Source organism: Prauserella cavernicola (assembly GCF_016595675.1).
In the GTDB taxonomy this organism is placed as follows: domain Bacteria; phylum Actinomycetota; class Actinomycetes; order Mycobacteriales; family Pseudonocardiaceae; genus Prauserella_A; species Prauserella_A cavernicola.
This window is the reverse complement of the sequence record NZ_JAENJH010000007.1, coordinates 288,841-308,135: the sequence shown is the minus strand read 5'-3', so window position 1 is coordinate 308,135 and position 19,295 is coordinate 288,841. Positions and strand designations below refer to the sequence as shown.

Below are 19,295 nucleotides of genomic sequence, written 5' to 3'. Positions count from 1 at the left end.
CGATACTCAAACGATGCACTTTCAACCGTAGTAGACGGACGAAACCGTTGCAGTACGAGCACAGCCGTCGCATCCTCGCTGTGAGATGGTGGTGGGCGATGAACTCCGGGGCAGGCGGCACGGAGACGCGGCAGCCGGCGTTGTGGACGCCGGGCCGGGTCGCACGACTTCTCGGTGTCTCGCCGATCACCCTTCGCAGCTGGGACGCGCGCTACGGCATCGGGCCGTCGGTGCGGGTGCAGGGCAGGCAGCGGCGCTACTCCGACTCCGACGTCGCCCGGCTGCGGCGCATGCGCCAGCTCATCGACGAGGGCGTGCGCACCCGGGAGGCGGCGCTGGCCGTGCGCGGCAGCGCCGGCGGCGCGCTCGCCCCCGGCTCTGGGCTCGAACTCGAGGAGGCCACGGAGGAACTGCGGCTGGCCACGATGGCGACCGCCCTCGACGAGTCGCTGGCCGCCGAAGGCGCCGCGAGCACCTGGCAGAACGTGGCGGCGCCGGTACTGCGCAGCCTCGGCACGCGCTGGGAGCGCGGCGAGGAGTGCTTCGCCATCGAATGGGGCCTCGCCGCCGAGATTTCGGCCGCGCTCAACCGCCACACGTATGCCCGCGGACCCGCGCGCACGGTCGGGTCCGTGCTGCTCGCCCCGTGCCCCGGCGAGCACCACGTGCTACCGCTGGAGGTGCTCAGGGCGGCGCTGGCCGAACGGGGCGTGGCCGCCGTCTTCACCGGTGCGCCCGCCGGCCGGGTGATGACGCTGGACCTGGCGGACCGGCTGGACCCTGCCGCGGTGCTGCTGTGGGCGATGACGACCGCGACCGCCGACACCGGCCTCGCCGGGACACTCGCCGCGCGCGGGCGGACCGTGTATCTCGCCGGGCCCGGCTGGAACCCCGCCACCACGGAGCTCACGGTGGTCAACGACCTGGACTCGGCGCTGGACGTCCTGCCCCTGAACGACCGAAGCGCCGGTGACCTCTGAGATCACCGGCGCCTCTCTGTGCGAGCGGTCGAAGGGCCCGCCCCGACACGGGCCGGAGATCAACTACCCCGCACATCGAGGACTACACCTGAAAGTGGCGTGGATCACGACACGGCGATGTCGAGGACCTCGTGCAGGCCGGTGATCCGCAGGGTGCGCTCGACGTGATCCGGAGGGCTGGCCAGCACCACTGAAGCGCCGCGCTCCACCGCGATCTTGTGGGCGGTGATCAGCACGCTCAGTCCGCTGGAGTCCAGCAGCGTGAGCCCCGAGAGATCCACCCGCACCCTGGTGCCGGGCTCCGCGGAGCCCACCAGTTTGATCAGCTCGCCGCGCAGCCGGCCGACGGTGTCCAGCGCAAGGTCGCCCGCGAGCGCGACCTCGGGGCCCTCCACCGTCTCGCTGACCGTGACCCGCAGGGTCATGACCGCTCCGGCCAGTGCGCGCGCAGCAGCTCGACCGCGCGCGGGTAGTCGCGCAGCACACGCGCGAGCTCACCGGCCAGCTCCGGCGCCGAGTCACCGGGCACGGCCCTGGCCGCGAGCAGCGCCGCCACCCAGCCGGCAGTGTCGCGCACGATCCGGCCGTCACCGGTCAGCAACGCCCCCTGCAGGGTGTAGAGCGACTGGTCGACGCAGTCGCGCGCCACCGTCACCAGGTCCGCGTGCTTCGCCGTGCCCGGCGCGAACGCGTCCTGCGGGCGCCAGCGCTCGCGCAAGGTCTCTCCCACCGTGCGGTGGGCCAGCTCCAGGCCCTGCTGCTCGGCCAGCGCCGCGGCGGGCAGCGGTTCGGCGGGCGCCACCACGGCGGGCAGGGTGTCGACGATCTCGACGGCCTCCCGCAGCCCCGGCGCCCACGCCGTGGCGCCGAGTGCCCGTGCCCTGCGGTCGTCGGGCCCGAACGCCGCGCCGCCCGCGACGACGGGGATCCCCGCGCCGGTGCTCGCCTCGATGAACTGTCGCGTGCTCGGCAGCGCGCCCACGATGGAGCAGCTGACCGCGGCGGCATCGGGACCGAGGTCGTGCAGGTAGGCCGAGAGCCGGTCCGCGGGTGTGGACGCGCCGAGGAAGGTGACGTTCCAGCCCCGTTCGCGCAGCCCGGTGGCGATCACGAGCGCGGGCAGCGCGTGCCACTCGCGCTCGGCGCAGCCGATCACGATCCGGCCGCGGCTCACCGGCGTCGCGCGCACCCGGCGGGCGATCGCCTCGGTCGCCGCCACCGAGACGCCGGTCGCCGTGTGCTCCTGCGCCACCGACCACTCGCCACGCTGCCAGCGGTCGCCGATGCGCCGCTGCGCCTCGCTGATCAACTCGATCATGACCATCGCCGGCTCGACGCCGCTGTCGAGCAGCTCGTCCACGATGCCGACGGCCGTCCCGGCATCGCCCTCGGCGAGCGCACGCTCGAACTGGGGCAGCTGCCGGACGACCGGCTCCGTCGTGGTCGGCATGGGTGTCAGTCTCCGATCCTCAGTGCCAGCAGGGCGATGTCGTCGTGCTCGGCGCCGTCGAGGTGCTCGACCACGCGCTGCTCGACCACCTCGCACAGCGTCTCGGGGTTCGCGCCCGCATAGCCGGGCAGCAGCTCGCGCAACCGTTCCTGTCCGAAGAAGTCGTCGCGGCCGCGCGCCTCGTACACACCGTCGGTGTAGAGCAGCATCGCGTCGCCGGGCGCGAGCCACACCTCGGTCTCGCGATAGCTCAGGTCGGGCAGCACGCCCGAGAGCGTGCCGCTGACGTCGGGTTCCTCGACCGTTCCGTCGCGCCGCAGCACGAGCGGCGGCGGGTGCCCGGCCACGGCGACCGTCGCGACCGCTCCCGCGCCCCCGGAGCCGGGTCGCACGCGCACGCACGCGACCGTGACGAAGCGGTCGGAGTGATCGGCGTAAAGCACATCGTTGAGCGCGGCCAGGATCGAGGCGGGCGAGCGGTCGAACCGCGCGGCGGTCTTGATGGTCTGGCGGGCCTTGCCGGTGAGCACGGCGGCCTCGACGCCCTTGCCGCAGACGTCGCCGACCACCACCGAGGTGTCCCCGGGCTCGCCGTGGACGTCGTAGAAGTCGCCACCGATGTCCAGCTGTGCGTGCGCGGCGCGATACCGGGCCGCGATCCGTGCACCCGGCACCACGGGCAGCTCGGGCGGGCGCAGGCTCGCCTGCAGGGTCGCCGACGTGTGCACGCGCTCCTCGTAGAGCCGGGCGCTGTCGAGCGCCATCGCCGCGTGGCGGGCGAACTCCTCCGCGATCTCCACGTCGGGCTCGTCGTAGCCCGCTCCGGCGGCGCGGACCGCGACCAGCGCGCCCGCCGTGGAGCCCCGCGCGTTGAGTCCGACACCCAGTACGTCGGCGGGGCGCAGCGTCGCCGCGGCGGCACGCAGGCCCTCGTCCGGGATGAGGCTGCCGAGCCCGTCCTCGGGGTCGCGCTCGAGCGCGACGTGCAGCAGTTCGGTCCTGCCCACCCTGCCGATGCGCCAGAGCGCGGAGTCCTCGGGGACGCGGTCGACGGTCACCGGCTCGGACATCACGCCGTCTCCACCGCAGGCGTAGAACGTGGCCCCTCTGCCCTCGAAGATCGCGAGCATCACCCATTCGCCGAGATACGGCACGGCCAGGCGCAGCGAGCGCAGAACCGTCCTGCGCACGTTGAGTGACCCGGCCAGCTGACGCGAGGCCTCCAACAGGAACGCGACATGCCGCCACGCGACGTCCGCGGACGCCCTGGCCTGCGCCGACGAGTCCCCTGGCTGGCGATCGAGCGCCGCGTCCATGGCGCACTCCTCGTGACGATGCGGGTGACCTGCCGACTCTAACGCCGACGGGCGTGATCGTGCGGCAGCGGCCGGGGTTGACCTTGGGCGGGGGGTGGCGCGTACCGTCGGACGAGCACCGGCTGTTCTCTGCGGTGCACCGACCGTTTTCGCCGGTCGACCTCGACTCACTGCCGCTCATTCGGCGGCGCGCTTTGTGCATGGCGACCCGGATGAGCGGTACCGGACGGGAGCGCACGTGAAACAGATACCCCGTAGATCGTCGCTGGGACCGCCGCGCGATCCCGGTCTGCTCTCCGTGACGATCACCAGCAGCGGCAACGGCTGTCTGCTCGCCACCGTCGTGGGCGAACTCGACGCCGCGACGGCGCCCGCGCTCGACGCCGAGATCCGCGCGCTGCCGGACGAGACCACCTCCGCCCTCGTCCTCGACCTGACCCGCGTGGGGTTCTGCGCGGCCGCGGGTGTCTCGACCCTGCTCGACCTGCTCGAGCTCACCAACAGCCGCGGCGCGCCACTGGCACTGGTCGCCGACTCGGCGCCGGTGCTGCGCCCGCTGGCCATCCTCGGCCTCGCCGGCCACTTCCCGACCTTCACCAGCCGTGCGGCCGCCCTCGCGTCGGTCGGCGCCGCGCCCGCGTCTTCCTGACGCGCCGTCAACAAAAACCGGAAACACGTTTCACAACCGGTCGTTCCGGGTATTTGACCGCGTGTCCGACGTTGAGCCACCAGCGGAGGGAGCGTGACCATGCCCGGAGCCGGAATTCCCGACCAGGCACCGATCAGAGTCATCGACGGCCCCAAAGACCTCGCCACACTGCGGCGACGGGTCCGCGCGATGCTGACCGACACCCCGGAAGCGCAGGTGATCGATGCGCTGCTGGTGTCCAACGAACTCGCCACGATCGCCTGGCTGCAGGCGGGTCAGCCGTTCATGGTTCGCCTGATCAGTCCCGACGGCCACACGTTGCGCACCGAGGTGGAAACCGCCTCGTTCCCCACCACTGACCTCGGCCGAGCCGGAGAGTTGCTCGACAAGGTCGCCCGGGCCTGGGGCATCGAACGTCGGGAGTGCGTGACCCTGTGGGCCGACGTCACCGTGGTCCAGGGGGCACACCCCCGCGAGGCCGCCCCGCCCCGGCCGAGGGCGGCGGCCCCGCCTTCCCCATCGTGAGCGATCCCGTTCGTCAGCACGATCCTCGCGGGCGCCCGCTGGCGGGTGCCCGCGTCCCGGAAAAGACCGCAGTGCACGACCACCCCCGTGGGCTCTCGCGCCCCGTCGGCACGAGGTCGGACCTCGTCAGGTCCGGCGCCGTCCTGCTCGCGATGCTGCTCCAGATCGTGGCGGGAGCCCTCGGCGGCAGCGGTGCGCTCGGCGAGCCCGTCGGCGAGGTCGCCCGCGCCTACCCGACTCTGCTGCTGCCCGCGGGCACGGCGTTTCTCATCTGGTCGTTGATCTACGTCGCCACGTTCGCGCTCGCCGTGCGGCAGGTGCTGCCCGCGCAGCGGGGCCGCGACCTGCATCGCGCCAGCGGCTGGCCGCTGGCGGTCGCGGGTCTGCTGAACGCGGGCTGGATCGCACTGTTCACCCAACGGCAGTACCTCGCGGCCGAGGTCGTGATCGTGGCGCTGCTCGCGGTGCTCGCCCTTACCTGGACCAGGCTGAGCCGGATTCCGGCGCAGGGCTGGGCCGACCGGCTGTTCGTGTACACCCCGGTGACGATCTACACGGGCTGGGTGCTCGCCGCCGCGGTGGCGGGCGCGGCCACCACCGCCGCCGCCGAGGGACTGGCCCCCTCCGGCCAGGTCGCGACGGTGCTCGCGGCGCTGGCCGTGGCCGCGACGACGGCCGCCACGCTCTGGGTGATCCTGCGCGGTCAGGCGCGGGCCGTGGCCGGGTTCACGCTCGCCGTGGCCTGGGCGATCGCGTGGATCGCCGTCGCGACACCGGCCGCGGCGGTGTCGGTGGTCGGCGGTCTCGCCGCCGCGGTGCTGGTGGGCGCGCTGCTCGTCCGGCTCGCGCGGACCGCGCGCCCTGCCGCTGCCGCCGCCGGCTGACGGCGGCAGCGGGACACCACTCCTATTCGGACACTGAGCGGGCCGGCGGTTCTCCATCGGCCCGTTCGTCGTCCTGCAACGCCTTGGTCGCATCCTCGTGCAGCGCCGCGATGACCGCCAGCGCCTCCCCCGCGTACTCGTCGAGCCAGCCGACGTCGATTGCGGTTTCCTTGGTGTCGTTCATGAATCCCCCACTCGTCTGACTCCTCGACGGTAGGGCATGGGTACCGGGGCCGCGCCACGGACACGCCGCACCGACAAACTTAGCTTTCTTGACAACTACTATTTTCGGTGAGACGGTGGGCGCACAGGCACGGCACAGCGCCGTGCGACTCGACCGGAAAGGCACCCGACCATGCCCGAGCTCGTTCCCTTCCTGATGTTCCAGAACGACGACGCCGCCGAGGCGATGAGCTTCTACCTCTCACTCTTCCCCGACAGCGCCGTGCTCTCCGAGCAGCGGTACGGACCCGACGGCCCCGGCAAGGACGGCACCATCGTGATGGCCGAGTTCACGCTGGCGGGCCAGAAGTTCCGGTGCAGCGACAGCCACGTCCGCCACGAGTTCGACTTCACGCCGTCGATGTCCACCTTCGTCACGTGCGACTCGACCGACGACCTCAAGCGGGTCTACGCCGCGCTCGGCGAGGGCGGCCAGGCCCTCATGCCGCTCGACGACTACGGCTTCGGGCCCTTCGCCTGGGTCAACGACCGCTTCGGGGTGTCGTGGCAGCTGAACGCGCCCGTCTGAGCGCTCAGCGCCTCACGGTGCGGCGGCCGGGCACACCCACGTCCGGCACCGCGCCCGCCGCGTTCGTGTGAGCCTCGGCCGCTATAAGCCTTCCTTATGGTGATCTTCGGGATTGCCGCCTACCGAGCCCGCCACCCGTGTGTTTCGATCGCACGGCCCGTAACGGGCGGAGCTTCGGGTTCGGCTGGAAGGACTTGGCACAATGGTTGTGCTGCACACGACGATCGCGATTCTCGCGGTCGTCCTGCTCATCCTGGTGATCCGCGTGGACCCCGTGATCGCGTTGGTCATCGGCTCGATCTACCTGGGGCTGACGGCGGGACTCGGTTTCGACGGCACCATCACGGCGATCGCCGAGGGCTTCGGTTCGATCATGGCCGAGGTCGGGTTGCTGATCGGCTTCGGCGTACTACTGGGTTCACTGCTGTTCTCCATGGGAGCACTGCAAAAGCTCGTCGAGAAGCTGCTGCGCGCCCTCGGGCCGCGCCGGCTCCCCTACGCGCTCGCGGTCGCGCTCAGCACGGTGTTCCCGTCGATCTATGTGGACGTTCAGCTCGTCCTCGCCGCACCACTGGCCAAGTCCGCGGCACCGCGGATGGGCCGCTACGGCCTCGCGACGATGGGCGGCGCGCTCACCGCGGGCATCCTCGTGGGTTACGTGTTCGTCGTGCCGGGACTCGGCACCATCGCGATCGCCGGCCTGCTCGACGTTCCACTCGGGACGATGCTGATCTACGGCTTCCTCATCGGCCCGGCCACCGCGGCGCTCACGGTCCTGCTCTACAGCGCGCTCGTGAAGCGGGGGTTCTGGAACAAGGACAAGGACGAGATCGCCGAGGACGCGGGAGACACCGAGAACACCTCCGGCGGCGCCGACCCCGCGGCCACCGGCCCCGCACCGCACGATCCGGACGGCGGAGTCGCGGTGTCCGAGCGGACGGCCGTGCGCACTCCCCCGCTGGCGATCTCGCTGCTGCCGATCATCGTGCCGCTGCTGCTCATCGCGACCGGCGCCATCACCGAGGCCGCCGGTGTCGAGTCGAGCGTGCTCGCGTTCCTCGGAGACCCGGTGTTCGCGTTGTTCGTCGGCCTGCTGGGCGCCTATGCGCTGGCCAAGCGGACGCTGGGCGGCGAGCAACTGGGCGAGGCGATGACCAAGGGCTTCAACGCCACCGGTCAGATCCTGCTGATCACCGGTATCGGCGGGTCGCTGGGCGCCGTCATCGGCGAGACCGACCTGGAGAACGTGCTCGGCGGGTTCTTCTCGGCCGAGGCGGGCGTGCCCGCGGTGGTGACGGTGCTGCTGGCGTGGCTCGTGGCGGCCGTGCTGCACCTGGCCATCGGGTCGATCTCGGTCGCCGCCATCACCGCGGCGGGCATCCTGGCACCGATCATGGGCGGGCTCGACATCCCCGCCGAGGTGCTCGGGCTCGCGATCGGCTCCGGCGCCCTGTTCGCCCTGCACGTCAACAGCAACTTCTTCTGGATGTTCCAGACGCTGCTCGGCGTCACCACCCGGGGCGCGCTCAAGGCGCTCACGTTCGTGACCGCCCTCGCCTCGGTGGTCTCGCTGGTGATCGTCGCGGCGGTCAGTGTCGTGTTGTAGCCCACCGGGAGAGAAAGAAGACCATGCAGCCCCTTCGTGGAGTGACCGTCGTGTCGCTCGAGCAGGCCATCGCGGCGCCGTACGCGAGCAGGCACCTCGCCGACCTCGGCGCGCGCGTCATCAAGGTCGAGCGTCCCGGCACCGGCGACTTCGCCCGCGCCTACGACACGCGCGTGCGGGGGCTGAGCTCGCACTTCGTGTGGGTCAACCGCAACAAGGAGTCGCTGACGCTCGACTTCAAGGACCCGCGTGGCCGCGAGGTGCTGCGGACGCTGCTGGCCGAGGCCGACGTGTTCATCCAGAACCTGGCGCCCGGCGCGGCATCCCGAGCCGGGCTGGGCGCCGACGAACTGCGCGCGGCCAACCCGCGGCTGATCGTCTGCGACATCTCGGGGTACGGCTCGCCGGGGCCGTACGAGTCGATGAAGGCCTACGACCTGATGGTGCAGAGCGAGGCGGGGCTGCTGTCGGTCACCGGCTCGGACGAGGAGCTGGCGAAGGTCGGCATCTCCGTCTCCGACATCGCGGCCGGGATGTACGCCTACAGCTCGATCCTGGCCGCGCTGCTGGAGCGCGGCCGCACCGGCGAGGGGTCGCATGTGGACGTCTCGATGCTCGAGGCGACGGTGGAGTGGATGGGCTTCCCGCTCTACTACGCCTACGACGGCGCGGAGCCACCGCCGAGGGCGGGCGCCGCGCACGCCACGATCTACCCGTACGGCCCGTACACCGCGGGCGACGGCAAGGTGGTGATGATGGCCATCCAGAACGAGCGCGAGTGGCGCGCGTTCTGCGAGCGGTTCCTGGCCCGGCCCGAGCTCGCCACCGATCCCGACTACGCGGCCAACGCCGACCGCAACCGCAACCGGGAGGCGCTCGGCGCCATCCTGCGAGCTCGCTTCGCGGAGCTGACCAGCGACGCGGCGATGGAGCTACTGGCCTCGGTTCCCGTCGCGCACGCGAGAGTCAACACGCTGGCCGAGGTGTGGCGGCACCCGCAGCTCGCGGCACGCGGGCGCTGGCACGAGGTGGCCACCCCGGCGGGCCCGGTGCCCTCGCCCGCGCTTCCCGGCCTGGTCACCGGCGAGCCGCGCATGGACCCGGTGCCGGCACTCGGGGAGCACACCCGCGCGATCCTCGGCGAGCTCGGGCTGGCGCAGGGCGACGTGGAGGCGCTGCTCGCGGAGGGCGTGGCCTGAATCCCGCGCCGGGATGGGAGAATCGGCCTTCCGGCAGGCACGGGAGGAAGGCGCACCGGTGGACATCGCACACCTGCGGGACTTCATCGCCGTGCTGGACTCCGGCAGCCTCACGAGGGCCGCGGCCGAACTGCACGTCTCGCAGCCCGCGCTGAGCCAGCGCATGGCGCAGCTCGAACACCAGCTCGGGGTGCGCCTGCTGGAGCGGGGGCCGCGCGGCGTCCGTCCCACGTCCGCGGGCCGGGCGCTGTACCGGGACGCGCAGCAGCTGGTGCGTCGGTTCGACCGGCTCGCGGACGACATCACCCACGACCGCGGCCGCGTGCACGGCCCGGTGGCGATCGGCCTGCCCACCACGGTCGCCGCGCATCTGGCCCCCGCGTTGTTCTCGTGGACCAACACGCACTACCCCGGCGTGCATCTGCGGCTGTTCGAGTCGATGAGCGGCTACATCCACGAGCTCCTGCTGGGCGGCAGGCTCGACCTCGCCGCCGTCTACCGCGAGGACGACGCGCCCCGGCCCGCCGAGGTGCCGCTGTACTCGGAGGACCTGTACCTCATCGGCAGGCCGGAGCCCGCGCCGTCCTCGGAGCACGAGGTGGGCCTGCTGGAGCTGCGTGAGGTGCCGCTGGTGATCCCCGGCGGGCGCAGCAACCTGCGCACACTCGTCGACCGCGCGTTCGCCGGGCACGGCCTCGTGCCGACGGTGGTGGCCGACGTCGAGTCGCTCGGCACGATGATCCGGATCGCCGAGAGTGGCGAGGCGTGCACGATCCTGCCGCTGTCGGTGTTCGCCGCGCACCGCGACCCGCGCGGGCTCGGCACCCGCCGGATCGTCGATCCCGTTCTGACGCGCCACGTCGCCATCCGTACCGCCACCGAGTTCTACGAGCCGCGAGACGCGGTGGTCGCCGTGCGTCAGGGCATCGTCGAGGTCACCACGCGGCTGGCCACCGAGGACCGCTGGAAGGGAATCCGGCTCGCCGAGAGCTAGGCGTGTCCGCCGATTCCCTGCCGAGCGAGCGGCGTACTCGGACTGTCCGACACCGAGGCGCGCCGGCCCCGCGCGGCCGGGAGCGGAATTGTCAGACGCGCCCGGGGCCCCTGGTCGGCGCCGTATGATGGAGGGCCGTTCGCAGTCCGTCCGCACGCTGCCTCTGACCGGGAGGGTGACGTGGACTGGTACCAGCGCACCTTCATCGACACGGGCCGCTCCGCCGCGCTGTGCGCGCTGCTGGGGTTTCTGATCACCTTCGTGATCGTCCGCACGATCACGCGGCGCATCCACGCGAAGGAGCAGGAGCCCGAGCAGCAGCAGGGCGTCTTGCGCGACGTCCACATCGGCGGCGTGCACATCCACCACCAGGTGTGGGGAATCCTGTTGATCCTCGCCAGCGGAATGCTCGCGTTCCGCTACGACCCGCAGCCACCGTGGGCCGAACTGCTCGCGGCGGTGTTCGGCGCGGGAGCGGCCCTTACGCTCGACGAGTTCGCGTTGTGGTTCTACCTCAACGACGTCTACTGGTCGGCGGAGGGCCGCACGTCGCTCGACGCGATCCTCGTCGGCGGCGCCGTCGGGGTGGCCCTGCTGTTGCAGGCCTCCCCCATCGGCGACGATCCCGCCGACAGCAGCACCGCACTGGCCTACGCCGGGACGGTGGTGCTGCACTTCGTCACCGCGGGGATCTGTGTGCTCAAGGGCAAACTCGCCACGGGCATCATCGGCGTGGTGGTGCCCATCGTGGCCACCGTGGGCGCGATCCGGCTGGCCAAGCCGACGTCGATCTGGGCGCGCCGCCGGTACCGTGCCGCGAAGCTCGCACGCGCGGGCCGCCGGTTCGACGCCGCGTACCAGCGCCGGCACAACCGGTTCCTGGACCTGCTCGGCGGCAAGCCGGACCGGCCGTGAGCCCCGTCGACGTGGCGGGGACCGCTGATGCCTGGTGCGCGACAGTCACCAGCGACATCCGTGCCGTGGGGCCGTTTCACCGACCCGGCAAGTACGATCACCGGATGCTCGAGCCCCCCGGTTCGTGGGAGCCGGTGCGGGGCGGCGAGTCCGGCGCCACCGTCCTGCGCAGTGCCGACGGCACCACGTACGCGAAATGTGTCAGCTCGCGGCAGCACGGGCAGCTGTCCCAGGAACGCGACCGCGTGGCGTGGCTGTCCGGCACCGGGATCGCGGGACCGCGGGTGCTGGACTGGGATACCGGACCTGACGGCGCCTACCTGATCACCACGGCGGTGCCCGGCGTGCCCGCCGACACCGTGCCCGCGGCCGACCTCGCGCGGGCGTGGCCGTCCATCGCGGACATCGTGCGAGCGCTGCACGCGCTGCCCGCCCCGGATTGCCCGTTCGACCGCGACCTGACCCGCATGCTGGCCATGGCGGCCGACGTCGTGGCGCGCGACGCGGTGGAACCCGCCTTCCTGCCCGTGGACCAGCAGGGCACGCCGCCGGCCGAGCTGCTCGCACGGCTGGAGCCACAGCGGGACCGCCGGCTCGCCGACGAACGCGCGGACACCGTGGTGTGCCACGGCGATCTGTGCCTGCCCAACATCCTGCTCGACCCGGACACCCTCGACGTCACGGGGGTGATCGACCTCGGCAGGCTGGGCCGCGCAGACCGGCACGCCGACCTCGCCCTGCTGTTCGCGACGGCGCGCGAGACGTGGCCCGAGGACCGCGCCGACGTCGAACAGCACCGTTTCGCCGCCCACTACGACGGAGTCCCCGATCCCGGGCGGCTCCGGTTCTACCTCCACCTGGATCCGCTGACGTGGGGCTAGCGACTCATGTGTCCGATGTGGACGCCTGCCGCGCCGCAGCGATGTCACCCCGGTGCTCCACCGCCCAGTCGGCCAGCGCCGAGAGCGGCACCAGCAGTGAGCGGCCCAGCGGCGTGAGGCTGTACTCGACACTCGGTGGCACGGTGGGAAAGACCTCGCGGTGCACCAGCCCGTCGGTCTCCAGCGCGCGCAGGGTCCTGGTCAGCATCCGCTGACTGATGGCCTCGATCCCGCGGTGCAGCTCGTTGAACCGGTACGGACGCCTGCCGAGCAGCACGATCACCAGGATCGACCACTTGTCCCCGACCCTGCGCAGCACGTCGGTGACCGGGCAGCGCTCGTGCTCGTCCGCGGGCACCGGGCTCGGCAGCGGCGCGCTGATCATGGAGGGCACATCCGTGTGCGTACCGGACATGGAACTGCCTTCTTCCGCGAGGCCGGGTGGTTACCGATGATGCTAATGCGTACTGACAGTAACCACCAAGGACGGACATGCCCCCACACCCCGCACACCCACGAGTCGTCGTCCTCAGCGGCGGCACCGACGGCATGGGCCGAGCCGTGGCCCTGGCCCGCGCCGACCGCGGCGACACCGTCGTCGTGCTCGGCAGCAACGAGACCAAGGGACGACGGCTCGTTACCGAGACCGAGGGCCGGGTCGGCTTCATCCGCGCCGACCTGTCCAGCATCCGCGAGACCCGCGCCGCGATCGAGGAGATCACCGAGCGCCACGAGGTCGTCGACGCGCTGGGCCTGTTCGCCAACCGGCAGTCGCCCCAGCGCGTCGTGACCGAGGACGGGCTCGAGAAGACCTTCGCGCTGTACTACGTCAGCCGCTACCTGCTCGGGCACGGCCTCGCGCCGCTGCTGCGCCGCAGCGCCACGCCGGTGATCATCAATGTCGCGGGCACGGGCACCACCAAGGGCGGCATCCGCTGGGACGACCCGACCCTGCGGCGCCGGTACAGCACGATCGCGGCCCAGCTCCAGGCAGGCCGCGCCAACGATCTGCTCGGCGTCGCGTTCGCGGCGCAGCCCGACAACCCGATCCGCTACGTGCTCTACCACCCCGGCTTCACCAGGAGTGGCGATCTGAGCCCGTTGTCCGCGCCGACCCGCGTGCTGCTGCGGGCGGCCGCTCGACTGGCCGCCCGGCCCATCGAGCAGGCCGTCGCGCCCATCCACGATTTCATCGACCAGCCGCCCGGCGCGCCGCTCACCGCGATCGACCGCGGCAAGCAACTCCCGCTCACCCTGGCCACACTCGACCCCGGCGACGCCGATCGGCTCGCCGAGATCACCAGGTCGCTGGTGCACGCTCGGCGCGACTAGCCCAGCCCGGCGCGGCGTCCACTCTGATAACATCCTTTCACAGATAATCACAGGACTGTGAGGACGAGGAGAGGACGGCCCATGCCGCAGTGGGGCTGTATCGCCGACGACGTGACCGGCGCGACCGACCTGGCGACCAACCTGGTCTCGCGCGGCCTGCGCACGACGGTCGTCCTCGGCGCACCGGACGAGTCCGCGATCGCCGGTGCCGCCGAGGTCTTCGCCGACGTCGACGCCGTGGTCGTGGCGCTCAAGACCCGCACCGCGCCCGTCGGCGAGGCCGTGGCCGAGAGTCTCGCCGCGCTGCGCCTGCTGGTGGCCGCGGGCACCGAACGGACCTACGTCAAGTACTGCTCCACCTTCGACTCGACGGCGCGGGGCAACATCGGGCCCGTGGTCGACGCCGTGCTCGACGCGCGGGACAGCGAGCTCACGGTGGTGGTGCCCTCGTTCCCGGCCACCGGGCGCACCGTCTACCGCGGGCACCTGTTCGTCGGCGACCAGCTGCTGAGCGAGAGCTCGATGCGCCACCACCCGCTCACGCCGATGCTGGACTCCAGCGTGCCGAGGCTGCTCGCGCCGCAGACGACGAGCGCCGTCGCGCAGGTCTCCCTGCCGGTCGTGCGCGAGGGCGCGGCCGCCCTGCGTGCCGCGCTCGAGCGGGCCCGGATCCCGGGACGGCGCGTGCAGACCGTCGTGGACGCGCTCACCGTCGAGGACCTGGCCGTGATCGCCGAGGCCACCCTGGACCTCGCCGTGGTGACCGGCGGCTCGGGCCTCGCGCTCGGGCTGCCCCGCGCGGGCGAGACCGCGGTGGCGCGCGGAATTCCCGTGCGTGAGGGACTGCGCGCGTCGCTGTGCGGTAGCGCCTCGGAGACCACCCGGGCACAGGTCGCGCACGCCAAGAACCACGTGCCCTGGCGCAAGCTGGACCTCGCCGCGCTGCGCTCGGACTTCGACGGCCACGTCGACGGCATCGTCACGTGGGCCCGGCAGGTGTACGCCGCCGACGCCGGTGCACGGCCGCTGGTGTACTCCGTGGACTCGCTGGCCGACCTGGGTTCCGACAGTAGCGACGGCGCAGACAGCGCCGACAGCGCCGACGGCGCCGAGTCGGCGAGCGAGCTGGTGGAACGCGCGCTCGCCGCGATCGCGGGCGGTCTCGTCGGCCTCGGCGCGCGTCAGCTCGTGGTGGCGGGCGGCGAGAGCTCGGGCCGGGTCCTGGCCGAGCTCGGCATCCGGGCACTGCGCATCGGTCCCGAGGTCGCGCCCGGGGTCGCGTGGAGCGACGGCGAGACCGCCGCCGGAACGCCGCTCAACCTCGCGCTGAAGTCAGGGAACTTCGGCGGCACCGACATGTTCACCCGCGCCTGGGACACGCTCGCCGCCCTCGAGGAGACCGCCCGATGACCGCGACCCGCACCGAGCTCGTCGAGGCCGCCGCCCGGCTGGCCGCGCTGGGCCTGAGTCCCGGCTCGTCCGGCAACGTGAGCCTGCGCGAGGGCGACACGATCGCCATGTCCCCCACCGGAGCCGATCTCGCCGCGCTCGATCCCGCGCGGCTGTCCGTGCTCGACGACGACGGCACGCTGCTCGACGGACCCCGTGCGTCGAAGGAGTTCCCGCTGCACCGGGCGTTCTACCGGCGCGACCCGGAGTTCGCCGCGATCGTCCACCTGCACTCGGCGCACGCCTCTGCCGTGTCGTGCCTCGAGGCGTGGTCGCCGCGCAGCGCACTGCCACCGATCACGCCGTACTTCGTGATGCGCGTGGGCCAGACGCCGCTCGTGCCCTACGCCGACCCGGGCGACCCGGCACAGGCCGGCCAGCTCGAAGCGCTCGCGTTGCCGTTTCGCGCCGCGCTACTGGCCAATCACGGTCTCGTGGTCGCGGGCCGCACGGTGGCGGAGGCGCTGGACGCCGCGATCGAGCTCGAAGAGGCGTGCAAGCTGCTGCTACTGCTCGGTGACCGTCCGATCAGGACACTGGGCGAAAGCGACGCCCTGCGCCTCGCCGAGCGCTACGGCTCGCCCTGGGGTGACTGAGCACTCGGTGCCGGGGCCCGGCTCTCGGGCCGGGTTCCGGTGTCGCGCTTGTCCATGAGCTTGTCCGGCCACCAGATCCACCGGCCGATGTCGAGGGTCAGCGCGGTCACCAGCACACCGCGCACGATGATGGTGTCGATCAGCACGCCCACCGCCACCGCGAAGCCGAGTTCGGCGAGGAACGTGAGCGGAAGCGTGCCCAGCACGGCGAACGTCCCGGCGAGCACCAGGCCGGCCGAGGTGATCACCCCGCCGGTGGTGGCCAGGCCCGTGAGCATGCCGCGCCGGGTCCCCCACCGCTGCGCCTCCTCCCGCACGCGCGTCATCAGGAAGATGTTGTAGTCGATCCCGAGCGCCACCAGGAACACGAACACGAACAGCGGGAACGACGCGTCCGCCGCGTCGTAGCCGAAGACGTGGTTGAAGAAGAACGCGCTGATGCCCAGTGTCGCGAGGAACGAGAGCACCACCGTCGCGATGAGCATCAGCGGCGCCAGCAGCGAGCGCAACAGCACGGCCAGGATGCAGAACACCACCACCAGCACGAGCGGGATGACCAGGTCGCGGTCGTGAGTGTTGGCCACCGCCGTGTCGTGCAGGATCGCGGCCTGGCCCCCGGCGAGCGCGTCGGCGTCGGGCACGGCGTGGATGGCGTCGCGCACCCGCACCAGCGTCGCCTGCCCCTGCTCGCTGTCGGGCGCGGCGTCCTCGGTGCCCTCCAGGTACGCGATGTCGCCGCGCACCACGGGCCTGCTGACCGCGCTCACCCCCGGCACGCCTTCGAACACGGTGCGCACCTGCTGCGCCTGCCCGGCGTTGGCCACGACCTGGATGGGCTGGCCCGCGCCGGCGGGGAAGTGCTCGGCCAGCACCCGCTCCCCCACGACCGAGTCCGGGGTGTGCGTGAACGACTGTGCGTTGGTGAGCCCGTCGGCCTTGAGCGTCAGGGTGTTGAGCGCGAGCACACCCAGCACGACGGCCGTGACGGCCCACGCCAGCCTCGGCGCCCGCCCGACCTTCGTGCCGACCCGGGCCCACAGACCGCGCTCGACCGGGTCGGCGGAGCCGAACACCGGCCTCACCGGCCAGAACACCCAGCGGCCTGTGATCGTCAGCAACGCGGGCAGCAGCGTGATCATCGCCAGCAGCGCGATGCCGATGCCGATGGCGGCCACCGGGCCGAGCCCCGCCGTGGAGTTGAGGTCGGCGAAGAGCAGGCACAGCATCCCGATCGCGACGGTGCCGCCGCTGGCCCAGATCGCGGGTCCGGCGCGGTGCAGCGCGAACGCCATCGCCTCGTGCCGGTCGGAATGCCTGCGCAGCTCCTCCCGGTAGCGCGCGACGAGCAGCAGCGCGTAGTCGGTGCCCGCGCCGAACACGAGCACGAGCAGGATCCCGGCGCTCTGGCCGTTGACGGTGAGGTTCGCGTAGCGGGCGAGCAGGTACACCACGCCCTGCGCGGCGGCCAGCGCCGAGCCCGAGGCCAGCACGGGCAGCACCCACAGCGACGGGCTGCGGTAGGTCAGCAGCAGGATCACGACCACCACCGACACCGCGGCGTAGAGCAACGTGGAGTCGATGCCGGAGAACGCCTCCGCGCTGTCGGCTCCCACCCCCGCGGGTCCGGTGACGTGCACCGACACGCCGTTCGCGCCGTTCTCGGCGATGCCGCGGATCTGGTCGGTGAGCCCGGGCAGCTGGTTCCAGCCGTCCTCGCCGATGTTGAGCGGCACCACCACCTGCGCCGCCTGCGGGGGCCGCTCCGCCGACGGGATCGGGCCGACGACGCGGCGGTCGACGGTGTCCAGCGTGTTGAAGCGCCTCGCGTCCTCGGTGATCCGCGCGAGGTCGGCGGGCCGCAGCCCGCCGGGCCGGTCGTAGACCACGATGGCGGGCAACTCGTTGCTGGAGCGGAAACCCTGGGTGATGCGCAGGACCTCGGTGGACTCGGCGCTCGCGGGCAGCCACGAGGAGGCCTGGTTGTCCTGGACGCTGGAGAGCTTGCCCGCCAGCGGGCCGAGCACCACGAGTGCGCCGAGCCAGAGCACGAGCACGACCCACTTGAACCGCCTGCCGCCGGGAAGGCGCGCCGCCCTGCCCGCTCCGCTGGGGACCGCGTCCATGGCTCCACCCCCGTCCGCAACCCGAAGCTAGCCCATCGGGTCGCGCCGGGACGCGGGCCGGAAGTCCCCAATCACCGTGCGGTGACGGGGCTTTCCGGCCCCCGGTTCTCAGCACGGGGTGACCGGCCGGTCACGCGGTCAGCGCAGGTGTTCCAGGATGCTCGTCGCGGCGTCGGTGGCCATGCGGCGCATCGCCTCGGCGGTCTGTGCCCCGATGTGCGGGGTGATGAGCACCGACGGCTCGTTCCGCAGTGGATGGTCGGCGGGCAGTGGCTCCACCACCGTCACGTCGAGACCCGCGCCCGCCAGGTGGCCGCGCCGCAGCGCGGTCAGCAGTGCGTCCTCGTCGAGCGTCCCGCCGCGCGCGGTGTTGAGCACCACGCCGCCCTCCGGCATCGACAGCAACTCGGCCAGGCCGAGCAGGTCGCGCGTCTGCGGCACGAGGGGCACGTGCAGGCTCACCGCGTCGGAGCTCGCCAGCAGCCGGTCCAATGGCGCCGCCTCGGCACCGCGCTCGGTGATCTCCGCGCCGGAGAGCAGCGGGTCGTGGGCGAGCACGCGCATGCCGAAGCCGTGCGTCGCGATGTGCGCGACCCGCGAGGCGATGCGGCCGAACCCGATGAGCCCGAGCGTCGAACCCGACAGCTCGCGGCCGCGGATCGCCGCCCGGGTGGCGGCACCGTCCTCGCCGCCGTCGCGCGCGGCGATGCCGAGCCCTCGGCGCACGGCGAGCAGCAGCGCGATCGTGTGCTCGGCGACGGACTGGGTGTTGGCCGTGGGCGTGGTGGTGACGGCGATCCCGCGCTCGCGCGCGGTGTCCAGATCGACGGTGTCGAGGCCGACGCCGTGCCGGGCGACGATGCGCAGTGCGGTCGCGCGGCGCATCATGTCGCCGTCGACCCTCGCGGTGCGCAGCAGGATCGCGGCGACCTCGGGTGCCACGGCGTCGAAGTCGACGGCCTCGTCGCCGTAGCCGAGCCGGACGTCGGCGTGCTCGCGCAGCAGCACCAGCGCGTCGTCGTGGACGGGCCTGGGGATCCAGACGACGGGCGGCTCAGCCACGGGGCACGAGCTTCTGGTTGGCGGCGCGGCGCTGCGCCTCACCCTCGATGAGCTCGTTCGCGGTCTGCACCACGTGGTCGACCTGGTCTGCGGGCACGATCGCGACGCCGTCGTCGTCACCGAGCACCCAGTCGCCCTGGTTCACGGGGACGCCACCGACGGCGATGGTGCCGCCGATACGGTAGGGCCCCGTCTTCCACGGTCCCGCGGGGGTGACCGCGCGGGCGAACACCGGCACGCCGAGCCCGGCCAGCTCGGTCACGTCCCTCGCCGCGCCGTCGAGCACGATGCCGCCGATCTCCAGCGCACGGGCCTTCTGCACCACCAGCTCGCCGATCAGCGCGCGGGTCTCGTCCCCGCCACCGTTGACGACGAGCACCTCACCGCGCCGGATGGTCTCGAACGCCGCGTGCAGGCCCTTGTTGTCGCCGGGCCTCGTCCACACGGTGAACGCGGGTCCCGACAGGACGGCGCCAGGCCACAGTGGACGGATGCCGTCGGCGACGCCGAACCGGTCCATGGCGTCGGACACGGTCGCGACGGGCAGCGCCGCCGGGGGCGGATAGCCGGTGAGCGAATCCAC

General features: G+C 72.4%; 21 protein-coding genes. 13 read left to right on the top strand and 8 right to left on the bottom strand.

The features are described from left to right. The first annotated feature begins 98 nt into the window (after nucleotides 1-98). A complete protein-coding gene (locus tag JHE00_RS25765; protein ID WP_200322701.1) occupies nucleotides 99-980 on the top strand; it encodes a MerR family transcriptional regulator in 882 nt (293 codons plus the stop codon). 104 nt (nucleotides 981-1,084) lie between these two features. On the opposite strand, the gene JHE00_RS25760 is transcribed toward JHE00_RS25765, so the two are convergent. From JHE00_RS25760 to JHE00_RS25750, 3 genes are read right to left on the bottom strand one after another with little or no spacing between them, the layout of a single operon-like run. Beyond that, a complete protein-coding gene (locus JHE00_RS25760) occupies nucleotides 1,085-1,405 on the bottom strand; it encodes an STAS domain-containing protein (protein WP_200322700.1) in 321 nt (106 codons plus the stop codon). Beyond that, nucleotides 1,402-2,430 (bottom strand): cobalamin B12-binding domain-containing protein, encoded by a 1,029-nt coding sequence (locus tag JHE00_RS25755; RefSeq protein WP_200322699.1) that lies wholly within the window; start codon nucleotides 2,428-2,430, stop codon nucleotides 1,402-1,404. Before JHE00_RS25755 ends, JHE00_RS25760 begins: the two co-directional genes overlap by 4 nt. 5 nt (nucleotides 2,431-2,435) lie before the next feature. Next, nucleotides 2,436-3,746, bottom strand: coding sequence for a PP2C family protein-serine/threonine phosphatase (locus JHE00_RS25750; protein WP_200322698.1), 1,311 nt, complete (start codon nucleotides 3,744-3,746; stop codon nucleotides 2,436-2,438). A gap of 238 nt (nucleotides 3,747-3,984) precedes the next feature. Here JHE00_RS25750 and JHE00_RS25745 point away from each other — a divergent pair, with 238 nt between their 5' ends. The 3 genes from JHE00_RS25745 (at nucleotide 3,985) to JHE00_RS25735 (ending at nucleotide 5,804) form a co-directional block, all read left to right on the top strand. Beyond that, complete coding sequence (locus JHE00_RS25745) at nucleotides 3,985-4,395, top strand: STAS domain-containing protein (RefSeq protein WP_200322697.1); 411 nt, start codon at nucleotides 3,985-3,987, stop codon at nucleotides 4,393-4,395. A gap of 93 nt (nucleotides 4,396-4,488) precedes the next feature. Then, a complete protein-coding gene (locus JHE00_RS25740; RefSeq protein ID WP_200322696.1) occupies nucleotides 4,489-4,920 on the top strand; it encodes a hypothetical protein in 432 nt (143 codons plus the stop codon). Further along, the gene (locus JHE00_RS25735) at nucleotides 4,917-5,804 is read left to right on the top strand and encodes a TspO-related membrane protein (protein WP_307832103.1); all 888 of its coding nucleotides are present in this window, start codon (nucleotides 4,917-4,919) and stop codon (nucleotides 5,802-5,804) included. The genes JHE00_RS25740 and JHE00_RS25735 overlap by 4 nt, the downstream gene beginning before the upstream one ends. Before the next feature lie 22 nt (nucleotides 5,805-5,826). On the opposite strand, the gene JHE00_RS25730 is transcribed toward JHE00_RS25735, so the two are convergent. Continuing rightward, nucleotides 5,827-5,988, bottom strand: coding sequence for a hypothetical protein (locus tag JHE00_RS25730; protein ID WP_200322695.1), 162 nt, complete (start codon nucleotides 5,986-5,988; stop codon nucleotides 5,827-5,829). Between the two features lie 171 nt (nucleotides 5,989-6,159). Between JHE00_RS25730 and JHE00_RS25725 the strand changes: the two genes are divergently transcribed. From JHE00_RS25725 to JHE00_RS25700, 6 genes are all read left to right on the top strand, one after another. Then, nucleotides 6,160-6,555 (top strand): VOC family protein, encoded by a 396-nt coding sequence (locus JHE00_RS25725; RefSeq protein ID WP_200322693.1) that lies wholly within the window; start codon nucleotides 6,160-6,162, stop codon nucleotides 6,553-6,555. Nucleotides 6,556-6,757: 202 nt separating this feature from the next. Then, nucleotides 6,758-8,161, top strand: coding sequence for a GntP family permease (locus JHE00_RS25720; RefSeq protein WP_200322691.1), 1,404 nt, complete (start codon nucleotides 6,758-6,760; stop codon nucleotides 8,159-8,161). A gap of 23 nt (nucleotides 8,162-8,184) precedes the next feature. Beyond that, nucleotides 8,185-9,360 carry a CaiB/BaiF CoA transferase family protein gene (locus JHE00_RS25715; protein WP_200322688.1) on the top strand — a complete coding sequence of 392 codons (1,176 nt, stop codon included), beginning with the start codon at nucleotides 8,185-8,187 and terminating at the stop codon, nucleotides 9,358-9,360. 58 nt (nucleotides 9,361-9,418) lie between these two features. Next, nucleotides 9,419-10,354 carry a LysR substrate-binding domain-containing protein gene (locus JHE00_RS25710; protein WP_307832102.1) on the top strand — a complete coding sequence of 312 codons (936 nt, stop codon included), beginning with the start codon at nucleotides 9,419-9,421 and terminating at the stop codon, nucleotides 10,352-10,354. Between the two features lie 180 nt (nucleotides 10,355-10,534). Then, a complete protein-coding gene (locus JHE00_RS25705) occupies nucleotides 10,535-11,269 on the top strand; it encodes a hypothetical protein (protein ID WP_200322684.1) in 735 nt (244 codons plus the stop codon). Between the two features lie 104 nt (nucleotides 11,270-11,373). Continuing rightward, nucleotides 11,374-12,150, top strand: a complete 777-nt coding sequence (locus JHE00_RS25700; protein WP_200322682.1) for an APH(3'') family aminoglycoside O-phosphotransferase — start codon at nucleotides 11,374-11,376, stop codon at nucleotides 12,148-12,150. 4 nt (nucleotides 12,151-12,154) lie between these two features. Here the strand turns inward: JHE00_RS25700 and JHE00_RS25695 are convergent, their stop codons facing one another. After that, a complete protein-coding gene (locus tag JHE00_RS25695) occupies nucleotides 12,155-12,565 on the bottom strand; it encodes a winged helix-turn-helix transcriptional regulator (RefSeq protein ID WP_200322680.1) in 411 nt (136 codons plus the stop codon). 77 nt (nucleotides 12,566-12,642) lie between these two features. Here JHE00_RS25695 and JHE00_RS25690 point away from each other — a divergent pair, with 77 nt between their 5' ends. The 3 genes from JHE00_RS25690 (at nucleotide 12,643) to JHE00_RS25680 (ending at nucleotide 15,527) form a co-directional block, all read left to right on the top strand. Next, on the top strand, nucleotides 12,643-13,482 hold the full coding sequence (locus tag JHE00_RS25690; protein ID WP_200322678.1) for an SDR family NAD(P)-dependent oxidoreductase: 840 nt from the start codon (nucleotides 12,643-12,645) through the stop codon (nucleotides 13,480-13,482). Between the two features lie 81 nt (nucleotides 13,483-13,563). Further along, entirely contained in the window at nucleotides 13,564-14,892 is a 1,329-nt protein-coding gene (gene otnK, locus JHE00_RS25685; protein ID WP_200322676.1) for a 3-oxo-tetronate kinase, read from the top strand. After that, nucleotides 14,889-15,527, top strand: coding sequence for a class II aldolase/adducin family protein (locus JHE00_RS25680; RefSeq protein ID WP_200322674.1), 639 nt, complete (start codon nucleotides 14,889-14,891; stop codon nucleotides 15,525-15,527). Before otnK ends, JHE00_RS25680 begins: the two co-directional genes overlap by 4 nt. Here the strand turns inward: JHE00_RS25680 and JHE00_RS25675 are convergent. The 3 genes from JHE00_RS25675 to JHE00_RS25665 all read right to left on the bottom strand — a co-directional run bounded on the left by JHE00_RS25675 (nucleotide 15,503) and on the right by JHE00_RS25665 (nucleotide 19,295). After that, nucleotides 15,503-17,650 (bottom strand): MMPL family transporter, encoded by a 2,148-nt coding sequence (locus JHE00_RS25675; RefSeq protein ID WP_200322672.1) that lies wholly within the window; start codon nucleotides 17,648-17,650, stop codon nucleotides 15,503-15,505. The genes JHE00_RS25680 and JHE00_RS25675 overlap by 25 nt on opposite strands. 138 nt (nucleotides 17,651-17,788) lie before the next feature. Next, on the bottom strand, nucleotides 17,789-18,712 hold the full coding sequence (locus JHE00_RS25670) for a hydroxyacid dehydrogenase (protein WP_200322669.1): 924 nt from the start codon (nucleotides 18,710-18,712) through the stop codon (nucleotides 17,789-17,791). Then, nucleotides 18,705-19,295: an RraA family protein gene (locus JHE00_RS25665; RefSeq protein WP_307832101.1), complete on the bottom strand. Its 591-nt coding sequence runs from the start codon at nucleotides 19,293-19,295 to the stop codon at nucleotides 18,705-18,707. The genes JHE00_RS25670 and JHE00_RS25665 overlap by 8 nt, the downstream gene beginning before the upstream one ends.